The 18,601-nt window shown below is 66.4% G+C and carries 16 protein-coding genes and 1 pseudogene; 3 read left to right on the plus strand and 14 right to left on the minus strand.

The annotated features are described in order from the left end of the window. Nucleotides 1–37: 37 nt before the first annotated feature. The 6 genes from HMPREF3067_RS04190 to dapB form a co-directional block, all read right to left on the minus strand. Nucleotides 38–3,259, minus strand: coding sequence for a DNA translocase FtsK (locus HMPREF3067_RS04190; RefSeq protein ID WP_070768476.1), 3,222 nt, complete (start codon nucleotides 3,257–3,259; stop codon nucleotides 38–40). A gap of 77 nt (nucleotides 3,260–3,336) precedes the next feature. Further along, complete coding sequence (locus HMPREF3067_RS04195) at nucleotides 3,337–3,963, minus strand: TIGR03085 family metal-binding protein (protein WP_246819233.1); 627 nt, start codon at nucleotides 3,961–3,963, stop codon at nucleotides 3,337–3,339. Between the two features lie 64 nt (nucleotides 3,964–4,027). Beyond that, nucleotides 4,028–6,181 (minus strand): ribonuclease J, encoded by a 2,154-nt coding sequence (locus tag HMPREF3067_RS04200; RefSeq protein WP_083319129.1) that lies wholly within the window; start codon nucleotides 6,179–6,181, stop codon nucleotides 4,028–4,030. Between the two features lie 2 nt (nucleotides 6,182–6,183). Next, on the minus strand, nucleotides 6,184–7,092 hold the full coding sequence (dapA, locus tag HMPREF3067_RS04205) for a 4-hydroxy-tetrahydrodipicolinate synthase (RefSeq protein ID WP_070768502.1): 909 nt from the start codon (nucleotides 7,090–7,092) through the stop codon (nucleotides 6,184–6,186). Nucleotides 7,093–7,155: 63 nt separating this feature from the next. Continuing rightward, entirely contained in the window at nucleotides 7,156–7,908 is a 753-nt protein-coding gene (thyX, locus tag HMPREF3067_RS04210) for an FAD-dependent thymidylate synthase (RefSeq protein WP_070768478.1), read from the minus strand. 3 nt (nucleotides 7,909–7,911) lie between these two features. After that, nucleotides 7,912–8,658 carry a 4-hydroxy-tetrahydrodipicolinate reductase gene (gene dapB / locus HMPREF3067_RS04215; RefSeq protein ID WP_070768479.1) on the minus strand — a complete coding sequence of 249 codons (747 nt, stop codon included), beginning with the start codon at nucleotides 8,656–8,658 and terminating at the stop codon, nucleotides 7,912–7,914. 213 nt (nucleotides 8,659–8,871) lie between these two features. Here dapB and HMPREF3067_RS04220 point away from each other — a divergent pair, with 213 nt between their 5' ends. Together HMPREF3067_RS04220 and HMPREF3067_RS04225 are read left to right on the plus strand one after the other, a co-directional pair. Continuing rightward, nucleotides 8,872–9,288, plus strand: coding sequence for a VOC family protein (locus HMPREF3067_RS04220; protein ID WP_070768480.1), 417 nt, complete (start codon nucleotides 8,872–8,874; stop codon nucleotides 9,286–9,288). An 85-nt stretch (nucleotides 9,289–9,373) separates the two neighbouring features. Beyond that, nucleotides 9,374–10,033, plus strand: a complete 660-nt coding sequence (locus tag HMPREF3067_RS04225) for an AMIN-like domain-containing (lipo)protein (RefSeq protein WP_070768481.1) — start codon at nucleotides 9,374–9,376, stop codon at nucleotides 10,031–10,033. Between the two features lie 40 nt (nucleotides 10,034–10,073). Here the strand turns inward: HMPREF3067_RS04225 and HMPREF3067_RS04230 are convergent, their stop codons facing one another. The 5 genes from HMPREF3067_RS04230 to HMPREF3067_RS04250 all read right to left on the minus strand — a co-directional run bounded on the left by HMPREF3067_RS04230 (nucleotide 10,074) and on the right by HMPREF3067_RS04250 (nucleotide 15,670). Beyond that, a complete protein-coding gene (locus HMPREF3067_RS04230; RefSeq protein WP_070768482.1) occupies nucleotides 10,074–10,706 on the minus strand; it encodes a DUF1707 SHOCT-like domain-containing protein in 633 nt (210 codons plus the stop codon). Between the two features lie 67 nt (nucleotides 10,707–10,773). Further along, a complete protein-coding gene (locus HMPREF3067_RS04235) occupies nucleotides 10,774–13,026 on the minus strand; it encodes a polyribonucleotide nucleotidyltransferase (RefSeq protein ID WP_070768483.1) in 2,253 nt (750 codons plus the stop codon). 257 nt (nucleotides 13,027–13,283) lie between these two features. Beyond that, entirely contained in the window at nucleotides 13,284–13,553 is a 270-nt protein-coding gene (rpsO, locus tag HMPREF3067_RS04240) for a 30S ribosomal protein S15 (RefSeq protein ID WP_070768484.1), read from the minus strand. A 131-nt stretch (nucleotides 13,554–13,684) separates the two neighbouring features. Continuing rightward, entirely contained in the window at nucleotides 13,685–14,617 is a 933-nt protein-coding gene (locus HMPREF3067_RS04245; RefSeq protein ID WP_070768485.1) for a nucleoside hydrolase, read from the minus strand. A 33-nt stretch (nucleotides 14,618–14,650) separates the two neighbouring features. Then, nucleotides 14,651–15,670, minus strand: coding sequence for a bifunctional riboflavin kinase/FAD synthetase (locus HMPREF3067_RS04250; RefSeq protein ID WP_371259767.1), 1,020 nt, complete (start codon nucleotides 15,668–15,670; stop codon nucleotides 14,651–14,653). Nucleotides 15,671–15,717: 47 nt separating this feature from the next. Between HMPREF3067_RS04250 and truB the strand changes: the two genes are divergently transcribed. Further along, nucleotides 15,718–16,611 (plus strand): tRNA pseudouridine(55) synthase TruB, encoded by an 894-nt coding sequence (truB, locus tag HMPREF3067_RS04255; RefSeq protein WP_070768487.1) that lies wholly within the window; start codon nucleotides 15,718–15,720, stop codon nucleotides 16,609–16,611. Nucleotides 16,612–16,653: 42 nt separating this feature from the next. On the opposite strand, the gene HMPREF3067_RS04260 is transcribed toward truB, so the two are convergent. The 3 genes and pseudogenes from HMPREF3067_RS04260 to HMPREF3067_RS11480 all read right to left on the minus strand — a co-directional run. Continuing rightward, nucleotides 16,654–17,322, minus strand: a complete 669-nt coding sequence (locus HMPREF3067_RS04260) for a 4'-phosphopantetheinyl transferase family protein (RefSeq protein WP_070768488.1) — start codon at nucleotides 17,320–17,322, stop codon at nucleotides 16,654–16,656. 2 nt (nucleotides 17,323–17,324) lie between these two features. Beyond that, nucleotides 17,325–18,134 carry a metallophosphoesterase family protein gene (locus HMPREF3067_RS04265; RefSeq protein ID WP_070768489.1) on the minus strand — a complete coding sequence of 270 codons (810 nt, stop codon included), beginning with the start codon at nucleotides 18,132–18,134 and terminating at the stop codon, nucleotides 17,325–17,327. Between the two features lie 38 nt (nucleotides 18,135–18,172). Further along, nucleotides 18,173–18,601 (minus strand): annotated as a pseudogene (locus HMPREF3067_RS11480) (MATE family efflux transporter); the annotation flags it as partial.

Consider the following 18,601-nt stretch of genomic DNA (forward strand, 5'->3'; position numbering starts at 1 on the left):
ACTCGCTTAATCCTACACGAGTCGGCCCGCCGGGGCCCTAAAACGCCCCCGACGACGGGTTATAGGTTGCCTGTACGGTGCGGGTATCTTCCCCACCGGCAGGTGCCCCATCCGGGTTGGTGTCCGCCTCACCGGCGGCACCGGCAGCTTCCTGTTGTGCCATCTCCTCCTGCACCTCCTTGGGAGCGTCAGCCGGGTCAGCGCCCTTGATGTACCACAGCATGGTCTCGAGCTCCTCCGGCTTGGTGAGCACCTCGCGGGCCTTCGAGCCCTCCGAGGGGCCCACGACGCCGCGGGATTCCATAAGATCCATCAAGCGGCCGGCCTTGGCGAAGCCGATGCGCAGCTTGCGTTGCAGCATGGAGGTGGAGCCCAGCTGGGAAGTAACGACGAGTTCGACGGCCTCCAGGAGGTCGTCCATATCCTTTCCGATATCGTCGTCGATTTCCTTCTTCTTGCTATCCTGCTTCTCCTCGGTAACGCCCTCGGTGTAGTTCGGCTGGGCCTGCTGCTTGGCGGCATCGACCACGGCCTGGACTTCCTCGTCCGTGACGAACGCGCCCTGCAGGCGCTGTGGCTTGCCGGCGCCCTGCGGGATGAACAGGGCGTCGCCCATGCCGATGAGCTTTTCCGCCCCGCCCTGGTCCAGGATGACGCGGGAGTCGGTCAGCGAGGAGGTAGCGAACGCCAGGCGGGACGGCACGTTGGTCTTGATGAGACCCGTGACCACGTCGACGGACGGGCGCTGGGTGGCCAGGACCAGGTGGATGCCGGCCGCGCGGGCCTTCTGGGTGATGCGGACGATGGAGTCCTCGATCTCCTTCGGCGCAGTCATCATCAGGTCAGCCAGCTCGTCGACCACGCAGACGATGTACGGGTACGGACGAACGTCGCGCTGAGAGCCGGCCGGGGCCTGGTACTCGCCCGAGCGCACCTTGGCGTTGAAATCCTCGATCTTGCGCACGCGCGCGGACTTCATGTCCAGGTAGCGCTGCTCCATCTCCTCGACTAGCCACTGCAGGGCCGCCGCAGCCTTCTTCGGCTGCGTGATGATCGGGGTGATGAGGTGCGGGATGCCCTCGTACGGCGTCAGCTCGACCATCTTCGGGTCGACCAGGATGAGGCGCACCTGCTCCGGCGTCGCACGCGTGAGCAGCGAGACCAGCATGGAGTTCACGAACGCCGACTTACCGGAACCGGTGGCACCGGCCACCAGCAGGTGGGGCATCTTCTTGACCGAGGCTGAGACGAAGTCGCCCTCAATGTCCTTGCCCAGGCCGATGAGCATCGGGTCGGTCTGCGCGCGGGTCGCCGGGGCGTCGAGCACCTCCCGCAGGCGCACCATCTCGCGGTCCGGGTTCGGCACCTCGATGCCTACGGCGGACTTGCCGGGGATCGGGGTCAGCAGGCGCAGGTTGTCGGTGGCCACGGCGTAGGCCAGGTTGGACTGCAGGTTGGTTACCTTCGAGACCTTCACGCCCGGGCCCAACTCGATCTCGTAGCGGGTCACTGTCGGCCCGCGGCTAAAGCCGGTCACCTGGGCGTTAACCTTGAACTCCTCGAAGACATCCGTGATGGCCGCGATGATGTGATCGTTGACCTCGGTGCGCTCCTTCGCCGGAGTGCCCGCGGTCAGCAGGTCCGTCGTCGGCAGGTCGTAGTCGCCGTCCTCGGTCGGCGCCGGCGTCGCGGGAGAGGACGCCGCGGCGGGTGCTGCCGTCGGCTCTTCCTCGTCGGCGGCCTTCCCGCTGGCCGGATCCTGACCGGAGCGGGCGATAATCGCCTGGCGCATGGCCTCCCGCGAAGCCGAGACCGCGTCACTGGGCTTCGACTGAGCGCCAGCCGCGCGCGGCGTCGACGGCGCGCCCGCGTCCAGGGTTCGCGTGGGCTCCGCTGCCCCGGCATCCTGGGAGGCTGTAAACAAGTCTTCCGGTTCCGGGGTGGCGTCGCGCACGACCGGGATCTCGTTGGTATCCGCCAGCTCGTCGCGCTGATCGGACTTGGCCCCGGCCGCGCGGCCCAGATTGTTCAAAGCAGTGGTCTCCGCCTGCGCGGCGCTCCAGGCAGAAGCCGGGGACGCGGGGGTACCTGCCGCGCCCGCAGCACCACCGGCGCCCGCGGCAGCGGCGGAACCTGCGCCCGGGCCCGTCTGCGGAGCCGGCTTCGGCTTGTTGGGCAACAGGCGCCCGGTCGCCCGGCGGGCGGTGGAACGGTGCCCGGTGTTACGGCCAGCGGCGATGTCGTCGATGTGATCGCTGACCTGGCCGTAGGCGTCGTCGTCAGCATCCTCCTCCGCGGCGTCCTTGCCGCGCAGGCCGGAGGTGGTGTCAACTAGCAGATCCCACGCCTCGCGCACGGTAATGCCGGTGACCTTCAGCGCGCCGTAGACGATGACCAAAAAGAGCAGGGGCACGGCCACGTAGCCCGAGAAGCCCAGGGCCAGCAGCCCGCCGGTCCAGGCGCCCACGGCGCCGCCGGCGCTCATGCGGTCGGCCCACTCGGTGGGGTCGCCGGCGAAGATGTGGATTAGCCCCAGCATGGAGACCACGATGAGGGTAGTGCCGAGGATGACCCGGGGCGGGATGCCGCCCGAGGGCCCGCCGATGCGCAGCATGAGCACCAGGGCCAGGGCGACCAGGGCGACGGGCAGCACGAGCGCGCCCGCGCCGATGACGAGGTGGACCACGGTGGCAATGCCGGCACCGATGGGGCCGGCGATGTCCAGCCACACGGAGGCGCCGATCACCGCGGCCAGGCCCAGCAGGATCAGGCCAACCGCGTCCGGGTTGCCGATGGATATGCCGGCCTCCGCGATGGACTCTTCGTTATCCAGCGCGTCGTGTTCGTCAATCTCTTCTTCCAATTTCGACCTTTTCGACGGGGTGTCCTCAGGCGTAATTTCTGACCTCTTTCTCTTGGCGCGGCGCGGCCGCTTAGAGTTCTGCTCCACCGGCGCCGCAGCGCCGTCGCTATGATCGTTACCGGCGTTGCCCTCGTCCAGCAAGTCTTCGTCGCTGGGCTTCAGGCTTGCCAGTCCCCGGCCCACGCCGCGGGCGGTGGCCGAAAACATCGCCCCCATCCCGTGCCCGACCGCACGGAAAGCGCTGCCGGTGCGAGGGTGCTCGCTCTCGGCAGCGCTGGATACCGCTAAAGTCTCGGGGGCCTTGCCACGGCCCGCCGGACGCGCCCGCTTGGCCGGCGAAGGTTTGTTGCGGCCAGGGGAGCTACTGCGGCGAGACGAGGCATTCTTGACAGACATGCTTGTAACTCTAGCCGCTTATACCCCACTAATCACAGGCGCAACACACATTTCACGAAGAAAAGTTGCAATCAAGTCTACAGGCTAGATTTTACAATCGCGGACTCGTCGCCCGTAATTTCCACCTGGGCAACGTCGCGGCCGTAGACCCACAGCAGCAGCTCGGCCGGCTGCCCGGAGATAGCCACCACGGCGTCGCCGCGCTCGGCCACTCCCCGCTTGTCCGCGGCCACAATCCGTTGGCCGCCAGCCGGGTGCAGGATGACGGGCAGGCGCGACTTCTTCAGCATGAGCGGGGCGAAGCGGCGAAGCGTAGCAGTGAACTGGTCATCCACCGCGGCGGAGAAGTCCCGCGGCTCGGTCTGGCCGTTGGCGCGGCGCACGTCCTCGTGGTGGATGAAGTGCTCCGCGAAGTTCGCCTGCGAGTCGAGGAGGAAGAACGGGCTCCACTTCGGCGGGCCCGCGCGCCAGGCGTTGACCAACTCCACGTAGTCGCGCTCCTTGACCTGCTTGGTCACCTTATCCAGGTGGCCGCTGAGCGCCGGGATGAACATGCCGGCGGCCGCGTCGGGGCGGTGCTCGCGCAGCCAGAGGTGCGCGGCCATGTCGTGGGTAGTCCAGCCCTCGCACAGCGTGGCGGCGTCCGAGCCTAGGTCAATGAGGAGATCGGCTAGTCGGTTTCTTTCAGTACCGGAAAAAGACATGCTCCCCAGCATATCCCTTCACGTCTGAGAAGGGAGCTGGGGAGCATACGTAGCGGTTTAGGCGCTACAGGGATTCACGGGCGCTGTGGACCTCGTCGTCATCAATCAGCGAACCGTCCCCCGAGGTGGGCACGATGGTCGGCAGGATGACCGGCTCACGCTTGTACTTAGAATCCATGAGCTTGGAGACCTTGCGGCGAACCTTTTGAACCATGCGGTAGGTGTCGTTTTCGCCCTCGGCGGCCAGGTCGTTCATGGTGTTCTCGACCAGCTCGGCCACCTCTGGGACCACGGATCGATCGTCGTCGCTGAAGCCGGTGGTCGCGACCGTCGGGTGCTCCATCAGGCGGGAGGTGCGGTTGTCGATAACACAGGTAATCGAGACCACGCCGCCGGAGCCCAGGTTGGTGCGATCTGCCAGCGTGTCCGCGTCGACCTCGCCCATGTTCACGCCGTCGACGTAGAGATTGCCAACCTGGATCTGGCCCACGACCTGGGCGCGGCCGTTGTGCAGGTCGACGACGACGCCGTTCTGCGCCAGCACGACCCGGTCGCGGTCGACGCCGGTCGAAATGGCCAGCTCCTTGTTGGCGCGCAGGTGGCGCCACTCGCCGTGGACCGGCATGGCGTTCTTCGGGCGCGCGGCGTTGTAGAGGAAGAGCAGCTCGCCGCCGTAACCGTGGCCGGAGGCGTGCACCTTGGCCTCCTTGTTGGTCACGACCTCGGCGCCAATCTGCGACAACATGTTGATGATGCCGAAGACGGCTTCCTCGTTGCCCGGGATGAGCGAGGAGGAAAAGACGATGAGATCTCCGTCGCGGACGGTGATCTGGCGGTGCTCCCGGCGGGCCATGCGCGACAGCGCGGCCATCGGCTCGCCCTGGGTACCGGTGGTGATCAGGACCGTCTTGTGCGGGGCCATCTTGGCGGCCTCGTCAATCGGCACGATGGTGCCGCGCGGGACCTTGAGGAAGCCCATCTTCTCCGCGATCTCCATGTTGCGCATCATGGAGCGGCCGTTGAAGGCGACCTTGCGGCCGGCGGCCACGGCGGCATCGATAGCCGCCTGCACGCGGTAGACGTTGGACGCGAACGAAGCGATGATGACGCGCTGGCGGGCGTTGGAAACTAGGCGCTTGAAGGTGGCCGGGATGTCGCCCTCCGAGGCGGAAACACCCGGGATATTCGCGTTGGTCGAGTCACACAGCATCAGGTCCACGCCCTCGTCACCGTAGCGGGACAGGGCCGGCAGGTCGGTCGGGCGGCCATCCAGCGGGGTCTGGTCCATCTTGATGTCGCCGGTGTGGATGATGTTGCCGGCCGGGGTGCCCAACATGATGCCCAGGGCATCCGGCACGGAGTGGTTGACAGCCCAGAAACGCGCGCGGAACGGGCCGTAGGAAACGTCCGATTTCTCGTTGACCTCAACGAACTTCGGCTTCTGGCGGTGCTCCTTGCACTTGGCCGCGATCAGCGCGATGGTGAAGCGGGAGGCGACGATCGGGATATCCGGGCGCAGCTTCAGCAGCCACGGGATAGCGCCGATGTGGTCCTCGTGCGCGTGAGTGACCACGAGGGCCTCCACCTTGTCCAGGCGGTTTTCGATCGGGCCGAAGTCCGGCAGGATGAGGTCCACGCCCGGCTCGCCCGAGGACGGGAAGAGCACGCCGCAGTCAATGATCAGCAGGCGGCCGTCGTACTCGAAGACGGTCATGTTGCGGCCGATCTCGGAGATGCCGCCCAGCGCGTAGATGCGCAGCGAGCCCTTGGCCTGCTTCGGCGGCTCGGGCAGGCGCTTGGTCAGATCCGCGCCCTGCATGGACTTGGGCACGTTACGACGACCCCGGTTGTTGTTGCGGTTGTTCTTGCCGCCCTTACCGTTGCCGTTGTTGTTGCCATTGCCGCCGTTGTTGCCGCCCCGGCCACGGCCGCGGCCGCCGCGGGAACCACGGGAGCGGTTAGAACGGCGGTTGCCGCCGTTGTTGTTTCCGCTCCCACCGTGGTTGTCGTTGCCCTGGTTGCCGCCGTTGTTCTGATTGTTCTTGTTATCAGAATTGCCGTTGTTGTTTTCGTTGCCGTTGTTGCCGGAAGTGTCGTTTCCGGTGTTCTGCGGGGCCTGGAATACCGGCGATGCCGCCTCGTTGGAGGCCGCTTCTTGGCCCGTCGGCGGGCCCGCCTTGCGGGTCACTTTCCGGGCGCGGTTTCGAGATTCAGTCATACTTATAGGACTCCAGCTTGTTGCAAATCGCGGCGGAGTTCGGTCAGCTCATCCTCGGTGGGTGCCAGAATAGGCAGCCGCGGATCGCCGACGTCGATACCCTGCAGTCGCAGGGCCGCCTTGGCTAAGGTGGCGCCGCCCAGACGCGCTTGGGCGTGAACGAGCGGGGCCAGAATATTTACGTTTATCTCCCTTGCACGTGCAAGGTTTCCTTCTGAGAAAGAAGTATAAAGCTCCGCAAGAGCCCGCGGGGCGGCGTGGCCGATGACCGAGATGAAACCGCTGGCCCCCATGGCAAGCCACGGGAGGTTGAGCGGATCATCGCCGGAGTACCACGCCAGCCCGGTCTCTTGCATTAGTTGGGCGCCGAGTGGCAGGTCACCCTTCGCGTCCTTCACGGCCGCGACGGTGGGCAGTTCAGCCAACCGGCGTAACGTATCCGCGTGAATCGGGATACCGGAGCGACCAGGAATGTCGTAGACGCAGATCGGCAGATCGGTGGCGCCAGCTACTTCGGTAAAGTGCGCCAAGACTCCCGCCTGCGAAGGCTTCGAGTAATACGGGGTCACGACCAAGAGGCTGTCCGCCCCCGCATTCGCCATGGTGCGGGCAAGCTCTACGGAAGACACCGTATTATTGGTTCCCGCACCAGCGCAAATTCGTGCCCTGTCGCCCACCTCGTCCTTGACGGCCTTTACCATTTCAGTCTTCTCCGCCACGGAGGTGGTGGGAGACTCACCCGTAGTGCCCCCGATAATGAGGGAATCAATGCCGTTGTCCACGAGGTGCGCAGCAAGCTCTCGAGCCCGACCCAAGTCCAGGGCGCCGTCCTGGTCAAACGGTGTGACCATGGCGACCCCGACGCGGCCGAAGGTCTCGATGCCGGTCTGTGCAGTCATACCTGTGCTCATAGGCGTCAAGGATACCCGCTTATTGATGAGCTGCGGGCATCCGCCCCCCGGCATGGCGGTGTTCTAGCCCGCGTAGGGGCTGGCGGCCATCTCCGTGCCGTCGGACAACGTGGTGATGTGAAAGTCATCAAAAAGCACGGGCGCCTGCTGAGACAAAAGCCGCAGGCAGGCCACGGCCACCGCGCGCAGCTCCGTGTCCGCGTGTTCCGTCGCGCGCGCGGCGATGAACTGCCGCCAGGTGCGGTAGTTGCCCGTGACCACGATCCGGGATTCGGTCGCGTTCGGCAGGATGGCCCGCGCGGCCTGGCGCGCCTGCTTCTTGCGCAGCAGGGCGTTGGGCTCGTCCTCCAGCTTCTCCTCCAGCGCGTGGAGCAGCTCCTCGTAGACAAAACGGCTCTCGTCCACCGCGGACAGCAGCAGCCGGGTGAGCTGCTCGTCGCGGGCGATGGGATCCGGCAGCACGACGGAGGCCCGCTCGGGGTGGACGTAGCGCTGCGAGAGCTGGGAGAAGGAGAAGTGCCGGTGCCGCACCAGCTCGTGGGTGGCCGAGCGGGAAATGCCGCGGATGTAGAGTGTCGCCGTGGCGTGCTCGAGCAGGCCGGCGTGGCCGACCTCCAGGATGTGCCGCAGGTAGGCGGCGTTGGTGGCGGTGCGCGGGTTCGGCCTGTCGAAAGACTCGTAGCAGGCCCGGCCCGCGAATTCGACCAGCGCCTCGGCGTCCGTGGCCGTGGCATCCGGGCCCCACTCCACCCCGGAGGGGGCGTGGAAGGCCGTCGCCGCAATCAGCTCGACCTGCAGGTTACTGACCTCAGCCATGGCCTAGAGTCCCAAGTAGGATTCCAGCCCGACGACCAGGCCCGGGCGGTCGGCGATGTTGCGGACGCCGACCAGCACGCCCGGCACGAAGGAGGTGCGGTCGTAAGAGTCCTGGCGAATAGTCAGGCTCTGGCCCTGGGCGCCAAAGATGACCTCCTCGTGGGCCACCATGCCGCGGGTGCGCACCGCGTGGACCGGAACGCCATCCACGTTGGCGCCGCGGGCGCCGTCCAAGGCCTTTTCCGTGGCGTCGGGCATGGGCCCCATGCCAGCCTCCTGGCGAGCGGCGGCAATGCCCTCCGCGGTGTGCACGGCGGTGCCGGACGGCGCGTCCAGCTTCGTCGGGTGGTGGTACTCCACGACCTCGGCGGTCTCGAAGTACTGGGCGACCTGGCGGGAGAGCACCATGGTCAGCACGGCGGAGATAGCGAAGTTCGGCGCGATCAGCACGTGCCCCGCGCCGGAGGCCTGCGTCCACTGGTGGACCTGGGCCAGGCGGTCCTTGTCAAAGCCCGTGGTGCCCACCACGCAGTGGATACCGTTGGACACGCAGTACTCCAGGTTGCCCATGACGGAATCCGGCGTGGTGAAGTCCACGACGACCTGGACACCGTTGGTCTTGAGCAGCTCCAGGGAGTCCCCGTGGTCGATGGTCGCCGCCAGGTCCAGGTCCTCGGCAGCCTGCACCGCCTCCACGACGGCCTCGCCCACGCGTCCCTTTGCACCCAGCACACCGACTTGAATATTCATCGCGCTACCTTCTTTCCCTTGCGGTCTTTTCTTCCCGCGCCAGCCGCCGCACCCCGCCCCGCGCGGGGCGGGACGGCGCGGGCCCACCGCCAACCTTTAAGGCTGTAGCGGTGGAAACGGCCGAAACACGGCTGCGGGCCGAAAGCCCGCGTTTTGTTACCCCAGCCATTCTACCGCCCGGCCACACGGCTTTGGGCCACTATACTGACGCCCATGCGCATGTATATTGGTTCCATTCTGGTCAATGATGTGGCCCACGCCCACGATTTCTACGTTGGCACGCTCGGCTTCCAGGTCAAGGACGACGTCACGCACGGCGATTTCCGCTGGCTGACCATCATCAACCCGACGCAGCTGGCCGAGGACGGCTCGGTGCTTCCCGGCGCCGGCATGGAAATCGTGCTCGAACCCAAGGGCCACCCCGCCGCCGGCGAATTCACCGAGGCGCTGCGGACGGCAGGTATTCCGCTCACGCAGTTCCTCACCGACTCCCTGGACCGAGACTACGCGGAGCTTAAAGACCGCGGCGTCAAGTTCACCATGGAGCCGACCGACGTGGGCCCGTCCCGGATCGCGGTCTTCGACGACACCTGCGGCAACCTAATCCAGATCGTGGAGCTCAAGAACTAACCACCGCTTTTCACAATTAACAACCGCCACACGCGTTTCAGCTAAACTGGGGATAACCTTTACCTACCCAAGGAGATGACCCCCTATGCGCCAGTGGATCTCTACCCTCGCTCCCCTCGCGGTGGCCGGCCTCGTCCTCACCGGCTGCGCGAATTCCGACAGCTCCGACAACGCTGACGGGGCCTCCCCCAGCACCGTGACCTCTACCTCGAGCGCCCCCGATAATGACACCGCGGGGGCCGAATCCTCCACGGTCCAGAAAGGCGCGACCGCCCCTGCCGCCGAGGCTTCCGACGGGGTGAAGATGCTGGGCACCCCGTCCCTGGACGATGAGCAACACATGGCCCAGGGCGCCGGCGAGCTGGTCCCAGTGCGCGTGCGCACCGCAGAACACGACGGTTTTACCCGTATGGTCATCGAATTTAGAGGTGAGGGCCCCGCCAGCTGGTTCGCCAGCTACACCGACGCGCCCACCCAGCAGGCCTCCGGCCATCCCGTCGAGGTAGCCGGCAACGCCTTCTTGGGCCTAGGGATCGAGCCCACCCCGTGGCCGTCCACGCCGGATCTGGAGGAACAATACTTAGACACCGGCAGCTTCCCGGGCGCCGGCGTCATCGAAGAGGTCCAGTTCACCAGCGCTTTCGAGGCCCAGTCCCAGTTCGTGGTGGGCCTGAAAGAAAAAGTCCCCTACTCTGTGACGTACATGGATGGCCCGCCGCGCGTGGTCATCGACTTCGCCGGCTAAGTAGGCGGACGTCTTCTAAGTAGGCGGGCAACTTCCGGGATTAGTCCTTGCGGCGGCGCACCGCCGGCACGCGGATGATGTCGCTGCCGCCCATGAGCGCGTAGTTGACCAGCACGATGGTCGGCGCGTCATCCGGGACCTCCGAGAGCGGGACGGTCACGCCCGGGCCGTTCTTCACGGTCGCCCCGCCCATGATCCCGAAGCCCTCCAGGCGGATGTTGTAGTTTTCCGGGACGCGGATTTCCGAGCCGCCCATGAGATCCCAGGCGTTGATGACCACGCGGTTCGCGCCGAGGGTGGCCTCGGAGAAGTCCAGCTCGCTGCCGCCCATGATGCTCAAGGCGAAATGGCTGGACTCGCAGTGCCAGCCGCCGAAGCGCTCCGCCCCACCCATGATGCCGATCGAGAACTTCGAGCCCTCGCGGTTGGAAACCACCACGGGATAGTTGGCGTTGCGCACCGGCGCGGGCGAATCAACCTTGTCCAGGTCGTGGCTTAGCCCCAAATCGCCGACCAGCTCGGTGAGCTGGTCGAGGTAGGTAGCCTCCCAGACGCGCTGGGAGCGATCGTCGAATTCAGCCAAGCTGATCTTGCCTTCGCTGAAGGCCTGGCTGACCAGCTCAGCGGCTGCGTGGCGCTGCTTATCGCCAGCACGCTGTCGGGGTGTATCCATACATCTAACGATACAAGAAAAGGGGCCTTCCGGCCCCTTAACTATCGAGCGCTAGGTCGCTGGAGTATTAGTCCTCGTCGACCGGGACCAGGGAGATCTTGCCGCGGTTGTCGATGTCGGCGATTTCGACCTGGATCTTGTCACCCACGTTGACCACGTCCTCGACCTTTTCGATGCGCTCGTCGCCACCCAGCTTGGAGATGTGGATGAGCCCGTCGCGGCCCGGGGTCAGGGAAACGAAGGCGCCGAAGGCGACGGTCTTGACGACCGTGCCCAGGAAGCGCTCCCCGACCTTCGGCAGCTGCGGGTTGGCAATCGAGTTGATCTTGTCCAGGGCGGCGTCGGCGGCCTCGCCGGACTCGGCGGAGACGTAAACGGTGCCGTCGTCCTCGATGGTGATGTCGGCGCCGGTCTCCTCCGTGATGGAGTTGATGGTCTTGCCCTTCGGGCCGATGAGTTCACCGATCTTGTTGACCGGCACCTGCACGGAGGTGATCTTCGGCGCTAGCGGGGACATCTCGTCCGGGCCTTCGATGACCTCGGCCATAGTGGCCAGGATGGCGGAGCGGGCATCGCGAGCTTGCTCCAGGGCGTCCGCCAGCACGGCGGACGGGATGCCGTCCAGCTTGGTGTCCAGCTGCAGGGCGGTGATGTACTCGGAGGTACCGGCGACCTTGAAGTCCATGTCGCCGAAGGCGTCTTCCGCGCCCAGGATGTCGGTCAGGGCGACGAACTTCTCCTTGCCGTCGACCTCGCCGGAGACCAGGCCCATGGCGATGCCGGCCACTGGGGCCTTCAGCGGGACGCCGGCGTTGTACAGCGACAGCGTCGAGGCGCAGACCGACCCCATCGAGGTCGAGCCGTTCGAGCCCAGCGCCTCAGAGACCTGGCGGATGGCGTACGGGAAGTCCTCGCGGGACGGGATGACCGGCAGCAGGGCGCGCTCGGCCAGCGCGCCGTGGCCGATCTCGCGGCGCTTCGGGGAGCCGACGCGGCCGGTCTCGCCGGTGGAGTACGGCGGGAAGTTGTAGTGGTGCATGTAGCGCTTCGACTCGACCGGGGTCAGGGAGTCGATGTGCTGCTCCATCTTCAGCATGTCCAGGGTGGTCACGCCCATGATCTGGGTCTCGCCGCGCTCGAACAGGGAGGAACCGTGGGCGCGCGGGACTAGCTCGACCTCGACGCCCAGGTCGCGGATGTCGGTCACGCTGCGGCCGTCGATGCGGAAGCCCTCGGCCAGGATCTTGTGGCGGACGATCTCCTTCATCACCGCGTTGTAAGCGCTGCGGATCTGCTTGGAGGCATCCTCGTCCTCGAAGCGCTCGATAAGCTCGGCCTCGACCTGCTCCATGTGCTCGTTGGTAGCCTCGTCGCGCTCCTGCTTGCCGGCGATGGTCAGCAGCTTCTCCAGCTTCTTGCTGGCCTTCTTCTCCACGGCTTCGAAGACCTCGTCGGAGTAGGCTGGGAAGAGCGGGAACTCCTGAGTTTCCTTGGCCACGCGCTCGGCCAGTCCGGCCTGGGCCTCGCACAGGGTCTTGATGAACGGTTTAGCCGCCTCCAGGCCCTCGGCCACGGCGGACTCTTGCGGCGCCGGGGCACCTTCGGCCACGCGCTCGGCGACGTTGACGCCGGCACCGGCCTCGACCATCATGATGGCCACGTCTTCGACGGTCTTGCGGCCCTTCTTGCGCTGGACAATGCGTCCGGCCACGACCATCTCGAACAGCGCGCGGTCGTGCTGCTCGGAGTTCGGGAAGGCCACCCACTGGCCCTCCGGGTGCTTCTGATCGGCGATGAACGCCATGCGGACGCCGCCCACGGCGCCCGAGACCGGCAGGCCGGATAGCTGGGTGGCGGCGGAAGCACCGTTGATGGCCACGACGTCGTAGTACTCATCCGGCGCCTGGGACATCACGGTGATAACGACCTGGACCTCGTTGCGCAGGCCCTTGACAAAGGTCGGGCGCAACGGGCGGTCAATCAGGCGGCAGGCCAGGATGGCCTCGGTGGACGGTCGGCCCTCGCGGCGGAAGAACGAGCCGGGGATCTTGCCCGCGGCGTACATGCGCTCTTCCACGTCCACGGTCAGCGGGAAGAAGTCGAATCCCTCCCGCGGCTGGTTGGAAGCCGTGGTGGTGGCCAGCAGCATGGTGTCGTCGTCCAGGTAGGTGGTCACCGAGCCGTCGGCCTGGCGGGCCAGCTGCCCGGTCTCGAAGCGGATGGTGCGGGTACCGAAGTCCCCGTTATCCAGCGTGGCGATAGCTTCGGTGATACCGAAGTCGTCGTCGTTTACATACTCAACAGCGTTGTTAGCGCTCATTAAAGTTAATTCTCCTCATCATCCGGCAATCGTCGGTGTCGCCGGTAGTCGTACAACGTTGAATTCACACAACGGTGCTCAATACTACCAGCACAAACGCCGGATCGATACAACCGCGCCCGCTAAAGTCGCGCCCGAAAGCGCACGGCACCGCCGCAGCGGCTGCCGGCGGGGAGGCAGAAGAGGCTAAAGAGATCGCAAAAAGGCGCTGAGCACGGCCGGTGCTCAACGCCTAATGCGACAATCGACGCTGGTAATTAGCGACGCAGACCCAGGCGGGAAATCAGGTCACGGTAGCGGTCGATGTTGGTGGAAGCCAGGTACTTCAGCAGGCCGCGGCGACGGCCGACCAGCAGCAGCAGACCACGGCGGGAGTGGTGATCCTGCTTGTGGTCCTTCAGGTGCTCGGTCAGGTTGCTGATGCGGTAGGTCAGCAGTGCAACCTGGGCTTCCGGGGAGCCGGTGTCGGTCTCGTGGAGGCCGTATTCCTTCAGGATCTCGGCCTTCTTCTCAGTGGTCAGTGCCATGAGATAATCTCCTCAAACATATTTCAGTCCGCATGAAATCAAGCGCCCTCAAAGGCGCCGCCGCAACTGCTGCGGACCGCAGTCACAAAGCTATCCGGAAATCTTAGCTGCTAGCGGCACAAACCACCAAATCACGCGAGCACGCGAGTGAGCCGCTGGCAGAAGCCGTCGACAAAGCGGTCGGCGTCGACGTCCAGGGCAACTGCTACCCCGGCGTCCTCCCCGATCCGGGATTCGTCCCCGATAGTCCGCCCAATGGTTGGCCCGTCCACGTCGACCTTGAGCGGCATCCGCCGGCAGCCGACCAGGTCGGGCTCCGCGGCGACCGCCACGGCCAGCGGGTCGTGCAGTCCACACCCGCCCAGGTGGGGCGAGTTTTTCGCGTAGGCGTCGAGGTAGAAATCCACCATGTCGGCATAGGCCACGCTCGCCGCCGTGCCGGCGGCCCGCCAGGCCCGGGTGGTCTCCCGCGTCAGCAGGGTCTGCAAGGTCACGTCGAGGCCCACCATGGTCAGATCCCGGCAGCCACGCACGACGGCATCGGTAGCCGCCGGATCCTGGGAGACGTTCGCCTCGGACCAGGCGGTGACGTTGCCCGGCACGGTCAGGGCCCCGCCCATCATGACGACCGGAAGGCTCGCCACCGCCGGGTCACGGTCCAGGGCCCGTGCCAGCGTGGTCGACGGCCCGGTGGGTACGAAGACGATATCGCTGCTTTCCTGGTGTCGGTGCGCCATACGGACCAAGAAATCCACGGCCGGCTCCGGCTGCGCCTGGCGACTGGGCGCGGGCAGCTCTACCCCGCCCAGGCCGTTTGCGCCGTGAATGCCGGCCGAGGCCGCGCTGACCGCAAAGCCCGGCCGCTGCGGGCCGACGAAGACCGGCACGTCGTCGCAACCAAGCAGGTCTAAAAGCGCCAAGGTATTGCGCACGCCCACCTCGACCTCGACGTTGCCGTAGGCGCCCAGCACCCCAATGAGCTCGAGGTCCTCGTGGGCCACGGCGAGCGCTAGCGCCAGCGCGTCGTCGATGCCGGTGTCTAGGTCCAGGATGATCTTGCGCACGTACGTGTCCTCCCTCGCGCTAATCCGCGGTAGCTAGCTCTCGCCTTCCAGGAAATAGATGCCCGGCTCCCACCCGCAGGCCTGCGCGTCTACGGCCAGTAGCTGGCGGGTTTTTGCCACGTCGTTGCGCATGGCCTCGAGTAGCTCGTCGACGGAGTCGAACTTGACCATGTCGCGGACGTGGGCGGTAAATTGCACGGTCGCGTCGTGGCCGTAGAGATCCGCGCTGCGGTCCAGAACGAAGGATTCCACGGAGCGCTGCTCGTCCCCGAAGGTCGGGTTGGTGCCCACGGAGATCGCCGCCGCGTAGGCCACGCCTGCCTCCATGTTGCCCTCGATGGGCGCGGCGGGCTCGTCGATGGTGAACCAGCCGGCGTAGACGCCGTCGGCGGGGATGGCGATGGAATCCGGGAAGTACTGGTTTGCCGTGGGGTAGCCCAGCTCCTTGCCGCCGCGCCCGGCCCCGCGGACCACAGGCCCGGAGACTGAGAAGTGCCGCCCCAGCGCCCAGTTGGCCCGGTCGACCTGGCCGGCGGCCAGGAACTGGCGCACCGTGGTCGAGGAGATCCGCACGCCCTCGTCATCGAGCAGCTCAATGACATCGACCGTAAAGCCCATCTGTTCGCCCAGCTCTGTAAGGACGGCCGGAGTGCCGGCGGCGTCGGCGCCAAAGGTGAAGTTCGCTCCCACGACCACGCCCTGGGCATGCAGCTTGTCGACCAGGAGCGACTGGGCGTAGTCCCGCGGGCTCAGGCCGCACAGCTCGTGGGTAAAGTCGATGACGACCACCGCGTCGAGCCCGTAGTGCTCGGCCAGCTGGAAGCGCCGCTGCAGCGTCGTCACCGCCAGCGGGGCGCGCCGCGGCAAGAAGACGGTCACCGGGTGCGGATCGAAGGTCACCATGACGGCCTTGATGCCCTGGGCGTGGGCCCGGCTCACGGTGCGCTCGATCAGCTGCTGGTGGCCGCGGTGTACTCCGTCGAAGACGCCGATGGTGACCACGCTGGCCTCCAGCTGGTCGCTGATGGCCTCCATTCCATACCAAATATCCACGCCCTCTATGCTAGAACATGGCTGCCCATGCCCTAGACTCGAAGGCCATGACGGATCCTCTCGCTAGCTCTGGACTGGTAATTGTGGACAAGCCCGCGGGCATGACCTCACACGATGTCGTGGCCCGGCTACGCCGCTACTTCGGCACCCGCAAGGTCGGTCACGCCGGCACCCTCGACCCGATGGCCACCGGCGTGCTCATCGCCGGGCTGGAGCGCGGCACGAAATTCCTGGCCCACCTCGTCGCAGCCACCAAGGCCTACGAGGCCACCATCCGCTTGGGCGCAGCGACCACTACCGACGACGTCGAGGGCGAAATCACCTCGCGCGGGACCACCGAGGCGCTCGACGACGCCCGCATCCTGGCCGCCATCCAGGACCTGCGCGGCGATATCATGCAACGGCCCGCCAGCGTGTCCGCCATCAAGATCGCCGGCAAGCGCGCCCACGAGCGCGTGCGCGACGGCGAGGACGTCGAGATCCCCGCCCGCCCGGTGACCGTCCACTCCTTCGAGGTGAACTCCATCACCCGCACCGACGGCTGGATCGACATCGAGTGCAGCGTGGAGTGTTCCTCCGGCACTTATATCCGTTCCCTGGCTCGGGACCTGGGCGAAGCGCTGGGCTGCGGCGGGCACCTGACCGCCCTGCGGCGCACGGCCGTGGGCAATTTTTACTTGGATGACTCCGCTCCGCTGGCCGAGCTGGAGGAATCTCCCCGCCTGTCGCTCTCTCTCGACGAGGCGCTCACCCGCTGCTACCCCGTCCTCGAGGTCACCGCCGACGAACAGGCCGCGCTCGCGATGGGACAGTGGCTTGAGCCCCGCGGGCTGGAAGGCACGCACGCCGCCGTCGGCCCCGACGGGCGAGCAGTCGCCCTGGTCAAGGAGAAGGGCAAGCGGCTGGCCACCGTTTTCGTCGCGCGCCCGTCCACGCTTTAACGCTTCGCGTCCCCGGCGGCCAGCGGTGCGTAAGGCTGGGCCTTAGGGAAAGTTGATGTCCACCGTCGTAGCGACCACCACGTAGCCGTCCCTGACTATCCAACGCCCGGAGATAAACGGCACGGGGGCCGGCCGAACCAGCAGGTAGGAAATCAGCGTGCCGTCCTCGCGCAGGTCGATCTCGGCCTGGTCGAAGCCCAGCCAGCGGTCCGTCATGGGGAACCACGCCTTGTACGTGGCCTCCTTGGCGCAGAACAACAGCCGGTCGGCGAAGGGGATGCCCGCCGCACGCAGCCTCTCCAGCTGGGGGATCTCGCCGGACCGGGCAATCATCGCCAGCACGCCTTCCGGCAGCTGTTCCGCCGGCTCGGCGTCCAGCCCCAGCGAGCGCACCTTGGTGGTGGGCGCCGCCACGGCCGCGCGGAAGCCCTCGGTGTGCGTCATGGAACCGGTAAACCCATCCGGCCACAGCGGCTTGCCGCGCTCGCCGCGCAGGATCGGTTCGCTGCCGGTGTAGCCCGCCTCCCGCAGGGCCTCGTGGGCGCACCAGCGGGCGTCGCCGAACTCGGATTTGCGGACGTTGACCGAGCGGGAAACGATGGACTGCTCCAGCGGGTGCAGGCCCTGGAAATTCATCAGGTCGGAGTGCTCCGAGCGGGTCCGCACGTAACAGAACCGGGCGGAATCCGGGAACAGACTAGGCTCAAGCATGATCAGTCCTCCTCGTGCAGCACCGGGTACGGCCACGGCTGCCGGTTGCGGTGGGCATCCCATTGGCTCCACTGGCGCGGGTAGCCCAAGGAGACCTCGTGGTGTTCTACCCCATCGACCACGATTGTGCCCGGCATGTGCAGGTGGCCGTAGACCACCGCGCGGGCGTCGTAGCGCTTGGCCCAGGAGCGGGTATGGCGCGTGCCGCACCACAAGCTGATCTCCGGGATACCCAGCTTCAGCGTCGGCTCCTGGACCAGCGGCCAGTGGTTGACCAGCACCGTGGGACCAGAGATCCGGGACAGACGCTTGATCGTGTAGGCCAGCCGGTCCCAGCACCACGCGCGGATGTCCACGAAAGGCGCGATGGCGAAGTCGTCGGTCATCACCAGCTGCGCCTCCCGCGCGGCGGCCAAGGCCTCCTCCACGCTGACCCCGGGGCGGCGGAAGCTGTAGTCGTAGAGGGTAAAAAGGCCCGCCACCGTGTGGCCGGCGAAGACTGGGTACGGATCCTCCGGGGTGTAGATGCCTAGGTCCCGGCAGCCGGCGACGAGCTCGTCGTATTTGTCGCGGCCACGGCACCGGTCCCCGGACCGGCTGAACAGCTCGTGGTTGCCGGGGACCCAAATGACCTCGGCGAAGCGGGACTTTAACTGGCGTAGCACCCGCAGCACGAGCTCGGTGCGCTCCGCCACGTCGCCGGCGACAATGAGCCAGTCGTTAGGGTTCTCAGGCGCCAGGCCGTCGATATGGGGCGTGTTCGCCTTGACGGCGGCGTGCAAGTCCGCGACCGCCCACAGGGTGCGTGGCACCTGGTCCTCCTCGTTCTCGCTGTCGGTTCAGTTGGCTGCTAGTGCGCGTCCTCCACCGCTCGGGGCTCAATGACCGCCCAGCGCATGGAGTAGAAACGGTATACCACCGCGATTGTACGCAAGGCGATAAACGCCCCGAGGCCCAACCAAATGCCCAGCAGTCCCCCGTCGGCGGCGTAGGCCAGCCAGATGCCGGGCAAGAAGCCCACTAGAACCGAGCCGATGGTGATGTTGCGCAGGTAGGCGGCGTCGCCGGCGCCCAGCAGGACGCCGTCGAAGGCGAAGAGGATGCCGCCGGCGACCACCATCGCCACCATGACCCACCAGGGACCGCGCATGGCATCCACCACGGCGTCCGAGTTGGTAAAGATCCACGGGATGACCCCGGCGCCCAGCGCGAAAATGGCGGCGAGGACGGCGGCAAAGCCGGCTGAGTAGTGCATGATGCGCCCGCCGGTGCGGCGGGG

It is taken from the genome of Corynebacterium sp. HMSC04H06, from assembly GCF_001815935.1.
Classification (GTDB): domain Bacteria; phylum Actinomycetota; class Actinomycetes; order Mycobacteriales; family Mycobacteriaceae; genus Corynebacterium.